Source organism: Exiguobacterium sp. TDN 0502, from assembly GCF_050846835.1.
Lineage (GTDB): Bacteria > Bacillota > Bacilli > Exiguobacteriales > Exiguobacteriaceae > Exiguobacterium_A.
In genome coordinates this window covers 74,568-92,861 of sequence record NZ_JBOZGJ010000002.1, presented here as the reverse complement: position 1 = coordinate 92,861, position 18,294 = coordinate 74,568, and the positions used below count along the sequence as shown (strand labels likewise).

13 protein-coding genes are annotated in these 18,294 nt (G+C 47.6%); all 13 read left to right on the top strand.

Features of this window, described 5'->3' with window-relative positions:
• Window positions 1–101 precede the first annotated feature (101 nt).
• Window positions 102–2,321 (top strand): polyribonucleotide nucleotidyltransferase, encoded by a 2,220-nt coding sequence (pnp, locus tag ACRPK8_RS03640; protein WP_432236978.1) that lies wholly within the window; start codon window positions 102–104, stop codon window positions 2,319–2,321.
• A gap of 74 nt (window positions 2,322–2,395) precedes the next feature.
• On the top strand, window positions 2,396–3,628 hold the full coding sequence (locus ACRPK8_RS03635) for a M16 family metallopeptidase (protein ID WP_432236977.1): 1,233 nt from the start codon (window positions 2,396–2,398) through the stop codon (window positions 3,626–3,628).
• A gap of 60 nt (window positions 3,629–3,688) precedes the next feature.
• Window positions 3,689–5,152 carry a UDP-N-acetylmuramoyl-L-alanyl-D-glutamate--2,6-diaminopimelate ligase gene (locus tag ACRPK8_RS03630; RefSeq protein WP_432236976.1) on the top strand — a complete coding sequence of 488 codons (1,464 nt, stop codon included), beginning with the start codon at window positions 3,689–3,691 and terminating at the stop codon, window positions 5,150–5,152.
• Window positions 5,149–6,408 carry a peptidoglycan bridge formation glycyltransferase FemA/FemB family protein gene (locus ACRPK8_RS03625; RefSeq protein ID WP_432236975.1) on the top strand — a complete coding sequence of 420 codons (1,260 nt, stop codon included), beginning with the start codon at window positions 5,149–5,151 and terminating at the stop codon, window positions 6,406–6,408. Before ACRPK8_RS03630 ends, ACRPK8_RS03625 begins: the two co-directional genes overlap by 4 nt.
• Complete coding sequence (locus ACRPK8_RS03620; RefSeq protein ID WP_432236974.1) at window positions 6,408–7,070, top strand: M15 family metallopeptidase; 663 nt, start codon at window positions 6,408–6,410, stop codon at window positions 7,068–7,070. The genes ACRPK8_RS03625 and ACRPK8_RS03620 overlap by 1 nt, the downstream gene beginning before the upstream one ends.
• A 153-nt stretch (window positions 7,071–7,223) precedes the next feature.
• Window positions 7,224–8,888, top strand: coding sequence for a ribonuclease J (locus ACRPK8_RS03615; RefSeq protein ID WP_432236973.1), 1,665 nt, complete (start codon window positions 7,224–7,226; stop codon window positions 8,886–8,888).
• Between the two features lie 69 nt (window positions 8,889–8,957).
• Entirely contained in the window at window positions 8,958–11,105 is a 2,148-nt protein-coding gene (locus tag ACRPK8_RS03610) for a DNA translocase FtsK (protein ID WP_432236972.1), read from the top strand.
• A 311-nt stretch (window positions 11,106–11,416) separates the two neighbouring features.
• Window positions 11,417–12,430 carry a BMP family lipoprotein gene (locus ACRPK8_RS03605; RefSeq protein WP_432236971.1) on the top strand — a complete coding sequence of 338 codons (1,014 nt, stop codon included), beginning with the start codon at window positions 11,417–11,419 and terminating at the stop codon, window positions 12,428–12,430.
• Window positions 12,431–12,652: 222 nt separating this feature from the next.
• On the top strand, window positions 12,653–13,372 hold the full coding sequence (locus ACRPK8_RS03600; RefSeq protein ID WP_294740928.1) for a GntR family transcriptional regulator: 720 nt from the start codon (window positions 12,653–12,655) through the stop codon (window positions 13,370–13,372).
• A gap of 130 nt (window positions 13,373–13,502) precedes the next feature.
• The gene (locus ACRPK8_RS03595) at window positions 13,503–14,576 is read left to right on the top strand and encodes a BMP family lipoprotein (protein ID WP_432236970.1); all 1,074 of its coding nucleotides are present in this window, start codon (window positions 13,503–13,505) and stop codon (window positions 14,574–14,576) included.
• A 65-nt stretch (window positions 14,577–14,641) separates the two neighbouring features.
• The gene (locus ACRPK8_RS03590; RefSeq protein ID WP_432236969.1) at window positions 14,642–16,171 is read left to right on the top strand and encodes an ABC transporter ATP-binding protein; all 1,530 of its coding nucleotides are present in this window, start codon (window positions 14,642–14,644) and stop codon (window positions 16,169–16,171) included.
• Window positions 16,168–17,238: an ABC transporter permease gene (locus tag ACRPK8_RS03585; protein WP_432236968.1), complete on the top strand. Its 1,071-nt coding sequence runs from the start codon at window positions 16,168–16,170 to the stop codon at window positions 17,236–17,238. Before ACRPK8_RS03590 ends, ACRPK8_RS03585 begins: the two co-directional genes overlap by 4 nt.
• Window positions 17,238–18,197, top strand: a complete 960-nt coding sequence (locus ACRPK8_RS03580; RefSeq protein ID WP_432236967.1) for an ABC transporter permease — start codon at window positions 17,238–17,240, stop codon at window positions 18,195–18,197. Before ACRPK8_RS03585 ends, ACRPK8_RS03580 begins: the two co-directional genes overlap by 1 nt.
• Window positions 18,198–18,294 lie beyond the last annotated feature (97 nt).

Genomic DNA, 18,294 nt, shown 5'->3' with positions numbered 1-18,294 from the left:
CTCCTGTTTCTTTTTTTTGCCGATTCATGGACTTTTTGCGCAAGAACCTACATAATTAGATTTGAATGAAAAAACGGATAGCAGTGAGAGGAGATTTGTGCATGTCACAAACAAAACAGACGTTTTCGACCGAACTCGGTGGACGTCCATTAACGATTGAAATCGGTCAATTAGCAAAACAAGCGAACGGAGCAGCATTGATTCGCTACGGCGATACAGCCGTTCTTGCTACGGTCGTTGCATCAAAACAACCGAAGGACTTAGATTTCTTCCCATTAACAGTGAACTATGAAGAAAAATTATATGCGGCAGGGAAAATCCCAGGTGGATTCCTCAAACGTGAAGGGCGTCCTGGAGAGAGTGCGATCTTGACTTCACGTCTGATCGACCGTCCAATCCGTCCATTATTCCCGGACGGTTTCCGTCACGATGTTCAAGTGGCGACGACAGTCCTTTCGTCAGATGCTGACAATTCTCCAGAAGTCGCAGCGATGATCGGGGCTTCGATTGCACTTTCGATCTCGGATATTCCATTCGATGGTCCAATCGCAGGTGTGACGATCGGTCGCGTCGACGGAGAATTCGTCGTGAACCCGACTTCAGCGCAAATGGAAGTCAGCGACATCGACCTTCAAGTTGCCGGAACAAAACATGCCGTCAACATGGTTGAAGCAGGTGCGAAGGAAGTATCGGAACAAGCAATGCTTGAAGCGATCTTGCTTGGACACGATGTCATCAAGGAAATGATCGCGTTCCAAGAAGAAATCGTCGCACAAGTCGGTAAAGAGAAGTTCGAATATACGGTATCAAGCTTCGATGAGACAATCGTCAATCGCCTGAAAGCAGAAGCATTGGCAGAAGTCACACAAGCAGTTCAAGTCGAAGAAAAACAAGCGCGTGACATCGCTATTAACGAAGTCATCGCAAAATACATCGAGTTGTATGCGGCTGACGAGTCAGTCACGGCAGAACAATTGGCAGAAGTATCAGGTGTTCTCAACAAGTTCGTCAAAGACGAAGTCCGTCGTCTCATCACGGAAGACAAAGTTCGTCCAGATGGTCGTGGTCTTGCTGAGATCCGTCCGCTTGATTCAGAAGTTGGTCTCTTACCACGTGCGCACGGTTCAGGTTTGTTCACACGCGGTCAGACACAAGTCTTGTCTGTTGCGACACTTGGTGTTGCAGGTGACGCTCAAATCATCGATGGACTTGGTCTGAAGGAAGAGAAACGCTTTATGCACCACTATAACTTCCCACCATTCTCAGTCGGGGAAGCACGTCCGATGCGCGCACCAGGTCGTCGTGAAATTGGTCACGGTGCACTCGGAGAACGCGCACTCTTACCAGTTCTACCGAATGAAGTTGATTTCCCGTACACGATCCGTCTCGTGTCAGAAGTGCTTGAGTCGAACGGTTCTTCGTCACAGGCGTCAATCTGTGGTTCGATCCTTGCCATGATGGATGCGGGTGTGCCACTCAAAGCACCTGTCGCGGGTATTGCGATGGGCTTGATCATGGAAGGCGACAACTACTCAATCTTGACTGATATTCAAGGGATGGAAGATCATCTCGGCGATATGGACTTTAAAGTCGCTGGAACTCACGAAGGTGTTACAGCTCTGCAAATGGATATGAAAATTGGCGGAATCACGCGCCAAATTCTCGAAGAAGCACTTGAACAAGCACGTCTTGGTCGTCTGCACATTCTTGAGCATATGCAAACGGTCATCGCTGAACCACGTGTCGAATTGTCACAATACGCACCAAAAATCGTCACACTCAAAATCAATCCAGATAAAATCCGTGATGTCATCGGACCTGGTGGTAAGGTCATCAACGGTATCATCGATGAGACAGGCGTTAAGATCGACATCGATCAAGACGGAACCGTCTTCATCGCTTCGACGGATCAAGCTGGCATCGATCGTGCCCGTCAATTGGTCGAAGATATCGTCCGTGAAGTCGTCGTCGGCGAAGAGTTCGATGGAACGGTCCGTCGTGTTGAGAAATTCGGTGCATTCGTCGAATTGTTCAAAGGAAAAGACGCCCTCGTCCACATTTCGGAACTTGCGCTGAACCGTGTCGGTCAAACGGAAGATGTCGTCAAACTTGGGGATAAGTTAAAAGTTCGTGTTACGGAAATCGATGACAAAGGTCGCGTTAACGCTTCGCACAAAGTCTTGCTCGTTGAAGGCTTAAGCGAAGAAGAGCGTGCCGCATACGAAGAAAAGAAAAAGACAGAGCGTGAGAACCGCCCGCCACGCCGGGATCAGGGTTCACGCCCACCACGTGACGGACAACGTCCACCACGTCGTAACTAATGAATCCAAGGTGGCTCGACGGTGCAGAGAATGCAACGAGAGCCACCTTGTTTCCTATATTTGGAGGAATTATTATGATCGAACGGATACAATTAGAAAACGGAGTTCGACTGATCGTCGAACGGATGCCGGAAGCACGAAGCGTCGCGACGGGCATCTTCGTTCAAGCAGGAAGTCGGACGGAACAGATCGAGGAGCATGGCATCAGTCATCTCATCGAGCACATGATGTTCAAAGGGACAAAACGCCATACTGCAAAAGAGATTGCGGTTTACTTTGATCGACTTGGTGGAAATATTAATGCGTTCACGAGTAAAGATCAAACGTGTTATTACGTCAAGACATTGGATGAACATGCGGGAGAAGCCTTCCACGTATTAGCGGATATGTTTCTCGAATCGACGTTTGACGCGGAGGAGCTAGAAAAAGAGAAAAAGGTCGTCATTGAAGAGATTAAAATGTACGATGACACACCAGATGATCTCGTCCATGAGTTATTAGCTGTTGCGGCATATGGAGAAGATGTCATGGCTCGGCCGATTCTTGGAACGGAAGAGAGTGTGCTTCAGATTGATCGGAAGATGATCGGGCGGTATCTCGAAGAAGCGTATGCACCGGATCAAATCGTCATTTCCGTTGCCGGAAACGTCTCGGACGCGTTGATTGCGCAGATTACGGAGCGAATGTCGATTCTTGTGTCACGTGAGAAAACGCGCCAAACGACGTCACCAAGGTTACAAAATGGTGTGATTCGTAAGGAAAAGGATACGGAACAAGCACATATTTGTTATAATTTCCGTGCGATTCCTTCTGCTGATCCACGTTTGCCTGCCCTCGCCTTACTCAATAATGCATTCGGTGCGACGATGTCGAGTCGTTTGTTCCAATCCATCCGAGAGGAACGTGGTCTTGCCTATTCGGTCTTTTCCTATTACACGACGTTTGACGATCACGGGACGTTTACGATCTATGTCGGGACGTCACCGGAATCGGTCGAAGAAGTTGAACAGGTTCTCGCTACTGAAATTGATCGCTTGAAGCGGGAGGGATTATCGGCTAAGGAACTCGAAGATGGGATTGAACAGCTAAGAGGTTCTTTGATTCTAGGGAACGAGGGGACATCTAGCCATATGAACCGAAATGCCCGGAATGAGTTGCATCTGCACCGCCATCCGTCACTCGAAGAAGTATTAGCGGACGTTGAGCGAATCCGTCCATCGGATATCGAGGACCTGATTCAGTACATCTTTTCGGAGGAACCGGCAAAGGCCTATATTCTTCCGGCAGACGAAGAAGAGGAAGCATGACAGCAGAACGGAATAAAAACATGTAAATGAAATGACGATGTCGAGAAAGAAGGAATACCGTTGAATTTAGCTGAATTGATTCAAGTCATACAGACGCAAAAAATCGACCGAATGGTAGAGGTGGATGTTACGTCCATCACGACCGATTCACGGGATGTTAAACCGGGAACACTGTTCGTTGCCATCAAAGGCTATACTGTTGATGGGCACGACTATGCCAAACAGGCGGAAGCACAAGGAGCGGTCGCAATTGTCGCGGAACAACCGGTCGACGTGTCGATTCCTGTCATTCTTGTTCGCAGTACATCACGTGCCATTGCCGAGTTGGCTGGCAAATTCTATGATTATCCTTCTGAAAAGATGCGGATGATCGGTATTACAGGAACGAACGGGAAAACGACGACGACGACGATCGTCCGTGATATTTTAGCGCATCTTGGTCGCAAGACAGGCATCATCGGAACGGTCGAAGTCAAGATTGGTGACCGCGTCGTACCAAGCCGTAATACGACACCACAAAGCTCCGAATTGCAAGCGTTTCTGCATCAGATGCACGAAGAAGAGGTGCAAGATGTCATCATGGAAGTCTCTTCGCATGGTCTTGAACTCGGACGGGTGACGGGTGTTGATTACGACGTAGCTGGATTTACGAATCTGACGCATGATCACCTCGATTTTCATAAAACGTTTGAAAACTATGCGCGCGCGAAAGGGTTATTATTCGCTCAACTCGGTCAACGACTATCGACGGAGAAGGTCGCGGTCTTGAATGCCGATGATCCGACAAGTGAGTTATATGAAATGATGACGGGTGCCCGTGTCATGACATATGGCATTGACAACGCAGCGGACCTTCGGGCAACTGCGATTGAACAGTCACTGCAACAAACGACGTTCACGATGTCGTACAAGGAAGAACAAGTCGATGTCACAGCGAACTTCATCGGTCGCTTTAATGTCTACAATCTGTTGCTAGCGACAGGGATCCTCCTATCTTGCGGGTATGATTTAGCAACGATCGCAGGTGCGATTACAGCAATCCGTCCGGCAAAAGGACGGATGCAACGGTTGCCGATCGACGGGTATAACGTGTATGTCGATTATGCGCATACACCAGACGGCATCGAACAATGTCTGAAAGCACTCGTCGACGTCCCGAAGGAAAAGATCGTCTTTCTAATCGGAACGGGTGGAAACCGTGATGTGACGAAACGACCGAAGATGGGCGAACTCGCTTCGACCTACGCCGGAACCGTCGTCATCACGACGGACGATCCGCGATATGAAGCATATGAGTCGATTACATCCGGCATCGCCAAAGGGATGACCCACGATCAGTTCGTTGAAATCGGTGATCGGGAAGAGGCCGTGCGTTACGCAGCACGACTCGCACGACCAGATAATATCGTCATCTTAGCCGGTAAGGGCCATGAAAAATATCAAATCATTGGGGATGAGAAATTCCCGCTCGATGAGGAAATCATCGTCAAAGAGATGATACGGCAAATGGAGGAACAGAAGTGACTTATCAACCAATCGTTGTAACCATAGATCAATTTGAAACATTCGTAAAAACACATCCAAAAGGTGATTTACTCCAGCTTCCGGCATGGGGAGAAGTCAAAAGTGCGACAGGGTGGACACATGAACGGATTGCGGTCGGAACGGCTTCCGGTGAGATTGCCGGAGTTGGTCTTCTTTTGTTCAAGAAAGTACCGAAGCTACCGTTCACGCTTTGTTATGCACCGCGCGGTTTCGTCGTCGACTATACAGATACGGACGCGCTTCGCGCTCTTCGTGACGAAGCGATTCGCGTCGCAAAACAACAGAAGGCGATTGCGATTAAATTTGATCCGAACGTCGAGCGGGAAGAATATCCTGGTCTGTTACAAGACATGCAAGGACTTGGCTTCAAACATAATGGCTTCGGTGGCGGTTTTGACTATGCGCAACCACGCTTTACGATGGAGACGAGTCTTGAAGGGACAGAAAAAGAGATCTTCGACGGCTTCCATTCGAAGTTCCGTTACAACGTCCGCCTTGCTGAACGTAAAGGGATCGTATGTGAACAAGCAGATCGCGAAGGGCTAAAGACATTCGCGAAACTGATGGTCGAGACGGGCGAACGGGATGGTTTCTCGATCCGCGGTCTAGATTACTTTGAAAACCTGTACGATCATCTGCATCCACAAGGAGACGCTGTTTTATTCCTGACGAAACTTGATGTCGTTCGGGCGCTTGAGAATACGGAAGCGTTATTGCTTCAAGCCGATAAGGAACTTTCGAAGATTCACCGTCAGCTCGAGAAAGAGACGGCTGAGAAGAAGCTGAAGAGCTTAAACAATCGTCTGGAACAGACGACAGCACAAATCGAAAAAGCAGAGAAGTCAAAGACAGAACTGATGACGATTGCTGCCAAACATCCAAACGGTGTCGTTTTATCTGGTGGGTTGTTGACGCTTGCCGGACGTCGCTCGTATTACTTATACGGCGCTTCATCGAACGAGTACCGCGAGTTCATGCCGAACCACTTGATGCAATGGACGATGATGCAATACGCGAAAGAGCATGGTGCGCTTTCCTATGACTTCGGCGGTGTCAGTGGTTCGACGGATCCGGATGACCATTATGCGGGACTCTATGCCTTTAAATCAGGGTGGGGCAGTCGGATGATTGAAAAAATCGGTGAGTTCGATTATGTACTTAACCGTCCGCTCTATCTGTTGCTTGAGACTGGGTTACCGATTCTACAAAAACTTCGGAAGAAGCTTCGCCGCTGATGAAACGGGGAACAATCTTCGGTTGGATCGTGTTTTTATTGACGATGTTTGCGATTGGATTGTTTCTTGCGGCTGCTTCGAACCGGATGCCGACGATTTTAATGGATCAACCGGAGCTCGGGATTGATAGTTGTCCACGGGACGTAGCGGGAGAAAATCGTTTGATTAATGCAAGCGAGACGAACCTGAAGCGTCTCCACCCAGCTGTCGAAGCAGGGGCAAAGGATCTGATCCGTGTGGCGCATTCTTGCTACAATATCGATATCAAGATTACGCAAGGATACCGCTCGATTCAGCAACAGAATGCGCTTTATGAACAGGGACGTTCTGAGGCAGGGGAAGTCGTCACGAATGCACGAGGTGGTGAATCGATGCACAATTATGGACTCGCTGTCGATTTCGTTCAGCTCGTGAATGGACAGATTTCGTATGATCTCGAGTATGATGGAAATCAGTCGGGAAAAAGTGATTGGCGTGAAGTCGCTGATATCGGAAAAGCGCTTGGATTTGAATGGGGCGGCGACTGGAAACGATTCGTCGACTACCCTCATTTTGAGATGACGTTCGGGTATTCGCTAGCGGATCTCAAAGATGGAGATCGACCGAGTCGCTCGGAAAAAGCCAAACGGACGGATGAAGTCGAAGATTTGTTGAATAGTTGACCATCGTCATTCCTGGAGTAATGTGGCAGGAATGACGATTTTTTTAGATTTCCTAGTCCGATTGTTGGCAGATTGTGAAAATTCGGCTAGAATAGTGATAGTGATAAGTGGACGGCTCACGAAAAGTGAATATGAATTATAGGAGGTCATGTTGTGTCAAAGAAGAAGACGGAAAAAGTAAGCGTCTTTGCTCTTGGTGGCGCCGGTGAGATCGGGAAGAACATGTACGTCGTCGAACTCGACGAGGACATCTTCGTCATCGATGCCGGATTAATGTTCCCAGGAGACGAGATGCTTGGAATCGATAAAGTCATTCCAGACATCAGTTATTTAAAAGAAAACAAAGAGCGGATTCAGGGGATTTTCATTACCCATGGTCACGAGGATCATATCGGGGCACTCAGTTACGTCTTACGTGACTTGAAGGTACCAGTTTACGGAACACGTTTAACGCTCGGTCTGATCGAACACAAATTAAAAGAAGCCGGTTTATTGAAAAAGGCAGATCTTCGTCCAATTGATGCCAAGACGAAATTAACCGTTGCAGGTCATTTTATTACGTTCTTCCGGGTCAATCATTCGATTCCGGATGCAGTCGGGGTTTGTATTCAAACGTCGCAAGGTGCCATCGTCCATACGGGGGATTTCAAGTTCGATTACACACCGGTCGATGGAAAACAGGCAGACTTCGGGAAAATTGCAGCGATTGGTCAACGGGGAGTACTTTGCTTACTGTCTGACTCGACGAATGCAGAGCGACCAGGGATGTCTGGTTCGGAATCGATCGTCGGTTCAGAACTGAACGATGTCATTTATGAGGCACCAGGTCGTGTCATCGTCGCTTCATTCGCTTCGAATATCCATCGCTTGCAACAGGTGTTTGCAGCAGCAGAAGCGAACAATCGAAAAGTAGCAGTCGTCGGTCGGAGTATGGTCAACAACGTCGAAGTGGCACAGCGTTTGAATTACTTACGCTTCAAACAAAAAACATTGATTGATCTATCTGACATCAACCGCCTCGACGATAACCAAGTCGTCATCTTGACGACAGGGTCGCAAGGTGAGCCGATGGCAGCCTTGACACGAATGGCACGTAACGCGCATAAACAAGTCAACATTCGCTTGAACGATACGGTCGTTGTTGCGGCTTCACCGATTCCAGGGAATGAAAAGTCAGTTTCCAAAACGATTGATCTGTTATTCCGTGCCGGTGCGAACGTCATCTACAACCAGCGGAAAGTACACGTGTCCGGTCACGGTCATGCGGAAGATTTGAAATTGATGCTCAACTTGATCAAACCGAAATTCTTCCTACCAATTCACGGGGAATTCCGGATGCAAATGGCGCATAGTCGCCTGGCACAGACAGTGGGGGTCAATGCGAACAATATCTTCATCATTGAAAATGGGGATGTCGTGGAGTTTGAGAAACGAAAAGCGCGGATGTCACGTAAGGTCAACGCCGGAAACGTCTTGATTGACGGAATCGGTGTCGGTGACGTCGGAAACATCGTTCTTCGCGATCGTCGTTTGTTGTCGCAAGATGGTGTCGTTCTCTGTGTCATTACGATCAGCCGGAAAAACAAGACGATCGTCTCGGGACCAGAAATCATTTCTCGCGGATTTGTCTACATGCGCGAATCTGAGGATATGATTAATGAAGCGAACCGAATCGTTGCGAAACAACTACAAGGGAAATTGAACGGGGAATTGGATTGGACGGAAATGAAATCGTTGATTCGAGATAAACTGAGTGCTTATCTTTACGAACAGACGAAACGCCGCCCGATGATTCTTCCAATCATCATGGAGATTTAACTAACAAGCGGCTCAGATTGACCAACACCTGGTCCACTGAGCCGCTTTTTCATCAGGAGGGATTGACGTATGGCGACGACGAAACGAAAACCCGTACGAAAAAAAACGCCGCCACGGAAACGTCCGGCAGCAAAAAAACAGCGTCAACCGATTGCGTATCGTACATATGCAACCATCATCGCAATCGTCTCACTGCTCGCTTTCGTTCTCGCGTTTGGAGAGTTCGGTAAGGTCGGACAGACGCTAGCAGACGGAGGAGAACGGGTAATCGGTCAGTTCGGCTCCTTATTATATGGAGGAATAGGAGCAATCCTCCTTTTACTGTTATCGCATGTTTCCCGTCCGCAGAAATGGGCGTGGTCGATGCTACTGATCGGATCAGTCGTCTGGATTGATCTAATACTCGGAGCACCACGCGGCATTCTCAATGGATGGTTGTATCAAAACGCAGCCTATTACATCTCAAGCAGTGGTGCCTTTTTAATCGGACTGTTCTTCATCGGTACAGCGGTTCATATCCTGCATCCTTCGTTTTATGGAGAGCTGTGGCTTGGTTTTCGGGAACGGATCGAAGAGTTTCGAAGTCGTGAACGGTCACCCCGTCCTCGAATCGAGAAAGAGTTGAAACCGAAACCGGTTCGCGAGAAAAAACAGAAGACATTGCGACCGATGGCTGTTGAGGAACCGACCGAAACGGAACAAGAAGCAGAAGATCCTTCGGTCAACATTCAAGATGTGCCGATCATTGGCTTTACGGATCACGTTGAACCGCAAGCAGCGGAGACACAGGGACCATTGACGATGACGGAGACACCGGACGGTTATCAATTGCCGTCGCTTGATTTGTTAGCGGAACCGACGTCAAAAGATTTATCCGGTGAAAACAAACGGTTGAAGGACAATGCGACGAAGCTGATCGCGACCTTGAAGTCATTCGGAATCGGAGCGAAAGTCTTAAAAATTCACCTTGGACCAAGTGTCACGAAGTACGAAATTGAACCAAAACAGGGGATCAAGCTGAGTCGAATCACCGGACTCGCCGATGATTTAGCGCTTGCGTTAGCGGCAAAGGATATCCGGATCGAAGCGCCGATTCCCGGAAAGGCCGCTGTTGGGATTGAAGTTCCGAATCGTGAGGTTGCCATGGTGTCACTCCGAGAAGTACTGGGCGCGGAAAGCGTACAATCAGACAGCGATCGTTTACTCGTCGCACTCGGACGAAGCATCTCCGGTGAAACGGTGACAGCAAAATTGAATAAGATGCCTCACGTCTTAGTTGCCGGTTCGACCGGGTCCGGGAAATCAGTCTGTATCAACGGGATGATCGTCTCGATCTTAATGCGGGCACGACCGGATGAAGTCCGCTTGATGATGATTGACCCGAAAATGGTCGAGTTGAATGTCTACAACGGGATTCCGCATCTGTTAGCGCCAGTCGTCACGGATCCGAAAAAAGCTGCTCAGGCGTTAAAACAGGTCGTCTCGGAAATGGAACGCCGTTATGAGATCTTCAGTCAAAACGGGGCACGAAACATCGAAGGCTACAACGCCTTGATTGATAAAATGAATGCCGAAGAAAAAGTCCATCAACGTCTGCCGTACATCGTCGTCATCGTCGATGAATTAGCGGATTTAATGATGGTCGCTTCAAACGAAGTCGAAGATGCAATCATGCGTCTCGCGCAAATGGCGCGTGCAGCAGGCATTCATATGGTCATTGCGACGCAGCGACCGAGTGTTGATATCATCACCGGCGTCATCAAGGCGAACATTCCGTCACGGATCGCGTTTAGCGTCTCGAGCGCAACCGATTCACGAACGATCCTTGATACGGGAGGAGCGGATAAGTTGCTCGGACGAGGAGATATGCTGTTACTCGGTAATGGGATGAATAAGCCGGTCCGAGTACAGGGGGCATTCCTGTCTGACGAAGAAGTCGAAAAAGTCGTCAATCACGTCATCAGTCAGCAAAAGGCACAGTATGTCGAAGCGATGATACCGAAGGATGTACCGGAGGGAGAGGCAGAAGTTGATGACCCGCTTTATGATGAAGTCGTTCAATTCATTTTGACCCAGGACACCGCTTCTACTTCGATGATTCAACGAAAATACCGTATCGGTTACAATCGAGCAGCCCGTCTGATTGATGCGCTAGAGGAAAATGGTCTGATCGGTCCTTCTGAAGGATCAAAACCACGTCGCGTCATGGGACGTTAAAAAGAATCACGGCAGCTGCCGTGATTCTTTTTTCCTTTATTGAAATAATGGAGTACTCGATAGTGAAGTACGAATCACTTAAAAAGCAATGGCGCACACACTTTAAAAATAGCAATGACTGGAAGAAGAAGAAGCGATCACAAAATAAAATCGCTTTCATGAAAATAGTTGTCAGACGTCTGTTGATTTTCGGGATTCTTTTTGGCATACTCAGTCATATGAGTGACCGACCTTCAACACGAGGGCTGGGAGCGACTTTTTCACAAATAGATAATGAAAGCGCTCTCGCAAAAGTAGAGGAGATGGATGAGATGAAGAAAAAACAGGTAATCGTATCAATGATGTCAGTGGCGACGGTTGGTCTTGCAGCCTGCGGCGGTTCAGGTGAGAAAGCTGACCAAAAAGATCAGTTCTCTGTTGCCATGGTAGCAGATAAAGGCGGTATCGACGATAAGTCGTTTAACCAATCTGCTTGGGAAGGACTTCAGGCGTACGGAAAAGATAATAACCTTCAGAAGAACAAAGGGTTCTCTTACTTGCAATCGAAGTCACAACAAGATTATCAGCCGAACTTATCACGTCTTGCGCGGAGTGGGGAAGATTTAGTCTTCGGTATCGGGAATACGTTCAACGAAGACATCAAAACAGTTGCTGATCAGTTCAAGGATACACAATTTGCAATCGTTGATAACGTCGTCGAAGGGGACAACGTCACATCGATCACGTTCAAGGAAAACGAAGGCGCCTATCTCGCAGGAATCGTTGCTGCGATGGAAACGAAAAAAGATCATATCGGTTTCGTCGGCGGTATGAAGATGGATGTCATCGAGCGGTTCCGTGCTGGTTTTGAAGCCGGCGCGAAATCCGTCAATCCGAAGATTAAAATCGATGTCCAGTACGCAGAAGACTTTGCAGCGCCGGAAAAAGGTCAAGCGATCGCTGCCGGTATGTACGGTAAAGGCGCCGATATCATTTTCCCAGCAGCCGGCGGGACAGGAAACGGTGTCTTCACGGAAGCGAAGAACCGGAAGAAAAACGGTGAAGATGTTTCGGTAATCGGTGTCGATCGTGACCAAAAAGAAGAAGGGATGCCGGAAGATGTCACGCTGACTTCCGTCATCAAACGCGTTGACCGGGCCGTCGAAGATACGGCGAACGCAGCGAAAGACGGAAAACTTGAAGGCGGTAAAACGATTCGCTACGGTCTGAAAGAGGATGGCGTCGATATCGTTCCTTCTGAAAAGATTTCAAAGAAGACAATGACTGCACTCGAGAAAGCGAAAGCAGCCGTTGTAGCTGGAAAACTCGAAGTACCTGAGCAATAAGCGCAAATAAGAGATAGGGCATTCTTAGGTAGGATGCCCTATTTTCTTCCATTAATGATTGCGTTATGTAAAGGGTTACAAAAGCGCCAGAAGTCAGACTTCCAACCTGTTACAAAATGATTGCAGGATTGTGTTGGGCATCATATACTTATCTTGGCTGGAGTTCTCATACGTCAGAAGTCTGAGCACTGGTTACAACTAGATAGAGGATGGAGATGCGTCATGTCGATTAAACTAGATCATCGTTTGCTTTATTTACGTGTGATTGAAAAAATCAAGTCTGACATCGATGACGGCGTTTACAAGGAAGGCGAGAAGCTCCCTTCAGAGTTTGAACTTTCAAAGCAACTTGGCGTCAGTCGAGCTACTCTTCGAGAGGCATTACGAATTCTTGAAGATGAGAACATCGTCATCCGTAAACACGGTGTCGGTACGTTTATCAATGCAAGACCACCGTTTACTTCCGGGATCGAAGAATTATACAGTGTGACAGAAATGATTGCACGTGCAGGTATGATTCCGACTTCAGAAGTGTTATCATCCGAGATGGTCCAACCGACTGAGCGCGACCGAGAACGTTTTCAACTTGGTCCGGATGAATTGGTTTATCGAATCGAACGAATCCGACTCGCAGGTGATGTTCCTGTCGTCTATTGTGTCGATAAGATTCCAAGCCATTATATTAAAAATGAAGAGCAGTTCACCTCTTCGACATCATTGTTTGATGCTCTAGAAAAAGAACTTGGGCGACGAGTCACACACGCTGTGACGCATATCGAGCCACGTATTGATCCGAAAATCGCTGAACAATTACATACGGACCAACCTCTGCTCGCCTTGCGCCAAACGCATTATGATGAGCTCGACCGTTCCGTTCTTTTTTCAGCGAACTATTTCCGAGCAGATAAGTTTGATTTCCACGTCATCCGTAAACGTGTGTGAGCCATTGTTTTAGGATGAATACTGAAAGCGCTTTCCGTCATAACCTACGTAACGCTCCTCATCGCCAGCCTCGGGTGCTAGACGTAGTCTTGAACTTTGTATGACCATATTCGAAAGGGGATTTTTCCAGATGAAAAAGAAGTCACTTCTCGCATTAGCAGCAACAGGTTTAGCAATGAGTTCCGTCCTTGCAGCATGTGGTAGCAACGACGATTCAAAAGATTCAGGTAGCGGCAGCAAATCAGACGGCTTTAAAGTAGGTATGGTTACAGATACAGGCGGCGTGGATGATAAATCATTCAACCAATCTGCTTGGGAAGGAATCCAGAAGTTCGGAAAAGACAACGACTTAAAAGAAGGTACTGGTTACAAATACTTGCAATCCGCGAAACAATCGGATTACCAACCAAACCTTCAGCAATTAGCACGTGCGAAATACGACCTGATTCTCGGAATCGGTTTCTTGATGGCTGAAGATATCGGTAAAGTAGCGGATCAATTCAAAGATAACAACTTCGCACTCGTTGATATGGTTGTCGACAAACCAAACGTCGCGTCAATCGTCTTCAAAGAAAACGAAGGTTCGTTCCTCGTAGGTGTCGTTGCAGGTCTAACGACGAAATCGGATAAAGTCGGATTCGTCGGTGGCGTTAACTCTGACTTGATCAAGAAGTTTGAAAGTGGATTCAAAGCAGGCGTTAAAGCCGTCAACCCGGATGCAGACATCCAAGTCCAATATGCAGAAGACTTCAATGCTGCTGAAAAAGGACAAGCAATCGCTTCAGGAATGTACGGTAAAAAAGTCGACGTCATCTATCACGCTGCGGGTGGTACTGGACAAGGGGTATTCACAGAAGCGAAAAACCGTAAGAAAAACGGTGAAGATGTTTGGGTTATCGGTGTAGACCGTGACCAAGTCGAAGAAGGTATGCCAGAGAACGTCACATTGACGTCGATGGTCAAACGTGTTGATACAGCAGTTGAACAAGTCGCGAAAGATACGAAAGACGGCAACTTCCCAGCAGGTAAAGTCGTTGAGTTCGGTCTGAAAGACGGCGGTGTTGATATCGCACCTTCAAAAGACAACGTTTCGAAGGAAGCACTCGACAAAGTCGAAGAGTACAAAAAACAAATCATCGATGGGGACATCAAAGTTCCTGCGACAGACGACGAGTATAAAGAATACGAAGCGTCACTGAAATAATAATGAAAGCGGGGGTCGCTAGCATTGCGACTCCCCTTTTAAACTAAACATGGGAGTGGATTTTCTTGGAATACGTCATTGAGATGCTGAACATCAGAAAAGAGTTTGGCAGTTTCGTCGCAAATGATAACATCACGCTCCAGCTTCGGAAAGGTGAGATTCACGCATTACTTGGTGAAAACGGTGCCGGAAAATCGACGCTGATGAACGTCTTATTTGGTTTGTATCAGCCTGAGGCTGGAGAAATTCGTGTACGTGGTGAAAAAGTCAATATTACGAGTCCAAACGTCGCGAACGATCTTGGAATCGGCATGGTGCACCAACACTTCATGCTCGTTCAAAATTTCACTGTTACTGAAAACATCATTTTAGGTGCAGAACCACGTTCGGGCCTCAAGATTGACCGGGCTTCTGCACGTGAGAAGGTACGCCAGATTTCTGAACAGTATGGTCTTGCTGTTGATCCCGATGCTAAAATCGAGGATATTTCAGTCGGCATGCAACAACGTGTTGAAATTCTGAAGACGTTATACCGTGGTGCCGATATTTTGATCTTTGATGAACCGTCTGCAGTCCTGACTCCGCAAGAGATTAAGGAACTGATTCAAATCATGAACCGTTTGATCGCAGAAGGAAAGTCAATCATTCTCATCACGCACAAACTGAAGGAAATCATGGAAGTAGCTGATCGCTGTACGACAATTCGCCGTGGGAAATATATTGGAACGGTTGATATCGATGAGACGATGACTCAGTCACGTCTTGCTGAAATGATGGTTGGTCGTGAAGTTAACTTTGATGCGGAGTATTCCAAGGCAACTCCACAAGAACTCGTTCTCGACATCAAAAATCTAGTCGTCAAGGACAGCCGTGGTATCAAAGCTGTTGATGGCTTGAATCTTGATATTCGTGCTGGAGAAATCGTTGGTATCGCTGGAATCGACGGGAACGGACAGACGGAATTGATCGAGGCGATCACAGGTCTTCGTAAAGCAGACAGTGGTGAGATTTTCCTCAACAATAAATCAATCAAAAACTTGAAACCGCGTAAAGTGACAGAGTCGGGTGTCGGTCATATCCCACAAGACCGTCATAAACATGGTCTTGTTCTCGATTATTCGATCGGGCACAATATGGTCTTACAAACGTACTACAAACAACCGTATTCAAAAGCAGGCATCATGAACTATAAACAAGTCATGGAAAAAGCTAAAACACTCATTGAGAAGTTCGACGTCCGAACTCCAAGTCCGGAGACGTTCGCTCGTGCCTTATCAGGTGGTAACCAGCAGAAGGCGATCATCGCGCGTGAAGTCGATCGTTCACCAGACTTATTGATTGCAGCGCAACCGACGCGTGGGCTTGATGTCGGAGCAATCGAGTTCATTCATGAACAGTTGGTTCTTGAACGGGAAAAAGGTCGCGCTGTCTTGTTGATTTCATTCGAACTCGAAGAAATTCTTCAAGTTTCTGACCGGATTGCTGTGTTATATGAAGGAAAAACAGTTGCCTTCTTGGATCCGAAAGAAACGAATGAGATTGAACTTGGCTTCCTGATGGCTGGCGGTAAGAAAGAGGAGGTAGGTCATTCATGAAGTTAGAGCGTTTTTACGGCATCCTGATTCCGATTCTTTCGATCGTGCTCGGAATGGTCGTCGGAGCGATCGTCATGCTTATTGGCGGATACGATCCGATTGCCGGGTTTGATCAGTTATTCTACGGTATCTTTGGTGAACCATACAGTATCGGTGAAACATTGCGGGCAGCAGCACCGCTAATCTTTGCCGGTCTTGCTGTCGCGTTTGCTTTTCGGACGGGTCTCTTTAACATCGGTGTTGAAGGTCAAGTACTCGTCGGCTGGATGGTTGCTGTCTGGATCGGGATCAAATTTGATTTACCGACAGTCATTCATTTACCACTCGCTTTAATCGGGGCAGGATTAGCGGGTGCACTATGGGCATCGATTCCTGGTATCTTAAAAGCGAAATTCCACGTGCACGAAGTCATCACATCAATCATGATGAACTACATCGCGTTGTACGTTACGAACGATATTTTACGTCACGTCATCGGCATCACGAATGAACGGACAGAGACGGTTAAGGAATCGGCATCGCTCGCGTCACCGTTCTTACAAGAAATCACGGATTTCTCGCGTCTGCATAACGGGATTTTCATCGCCGTCATTGCTGCACTCGTCTTCTGGTTCATTCTTTGGAAAACAACGCTTGGTTATGAGCTTCGGGCTGTTGGATTCAACAAGAGTGCTGCTGAATATGCAGGGATGGGCGTAAACCGTAATATCATCCTGTCTTTCGTCATCTCAGGTGTATTCGCAGGTCTTGCCGGAGCGATGGAAGGTCTTGGTACATTCCAGAACATGACGCTGAACGCGTCCTTTACTGGAGTAGGATTCGACGGGATCGCAGTTGCCTTGTTAGGTGCGAACAACCCGATTGGTGTCGTGCTTGCAGCGTTACTGTTTGCGGGACTTAACATCGGTGGTCTGTCGATGCAACAGATTGGTATTCCACCGGAACTGATTAAAATCATCATTGCGTTCATCATCATCTTCGTTGCTTCCGGTTACGCGATTCGTCTCGTCATCGAGAAGTTCACAGTTAAGAAAGAATCTAAAAAAGCGAAAGGAGCCGGTCAATAATGGGCTTTCTTGAAGTACTTTATATCATCGTGCCTATCGCACTTGCCTATTCGGCTCCGTTGATCATTGCGGCACTTGGTGGCATTTTCAGTGAGCGTTCGGGTGTCGTTAATATTGCGTTAGAAGGATTAATGGTCATGGGTGCCTTCACAGGTATCGTCACGGCATTGACATTATCGAAAATGGGCTTGGGTGCTGCAAGTCCTTGGCTCGCGATGCTGATTGCCATCGTTGTCGGAGCAGTTTTCTCGCTGTTCCTCGCGATTCCAGCAATCCTTTTCCGAGCTGACCAAACGGTTCTCGGAGTTGCAATCAACTTACTCGCTGTAGGTCTCGCGATTTTCCTCGTCCGTGCATTTTACGGAAAAGGACAGACGGATTCGATTCCGAACCGGATCTCAAAAGAGAACGTACCGTTCTTGTCCGATATTCCGGTGTTGAAGATGTTCTTCGCAAACGTCTACTACACTTCGTATATCGCGATCATCCTTGCGTTCATCGCGTGGTACATCATCTTTAAGACGCCATTCGGTCTTCGGTTACGGTCTGTCGGGGAACACCCGATGGCAGCGGATACGATGGGAATCAACGTTACGAAAATGCGCTTCATCGGTGTTATGATCTCTGGCGGTTTCGGTGGTCTTGCTGGTGCAGTCTATGCGACGTCAATTTCCTTGAACTTCAGTGTCACGACGATTCTCGGTCAAGGATTCCTTGCCATCGCAGCGATGATTTTCGGAAAATGGAACCCACTCGGTGCCATGGGAGCTGCGCTCTTCTTCGGATTCGCACAAGCGATTTCGATCATCGGTCAACAGTTACCGGTTCTTGATCAAATTCCGCAAGTGTATTTATTGATTGCTCCTTACGTATTGACGATCTTGGCACTCGCTGGTGTCGTTGGACGTGCTGATGCACCAAAAGCAGTTGGTGTACCGTATATTAAAGGGAAACGATAAAGAACTGCATTCCACTGGAAAAGACCGGATATTGCCATTTAGGCGATACCCGGTCTTTTCAGAAGGATGACGTCAGGAAAAGTGAAATAAAAAAAGA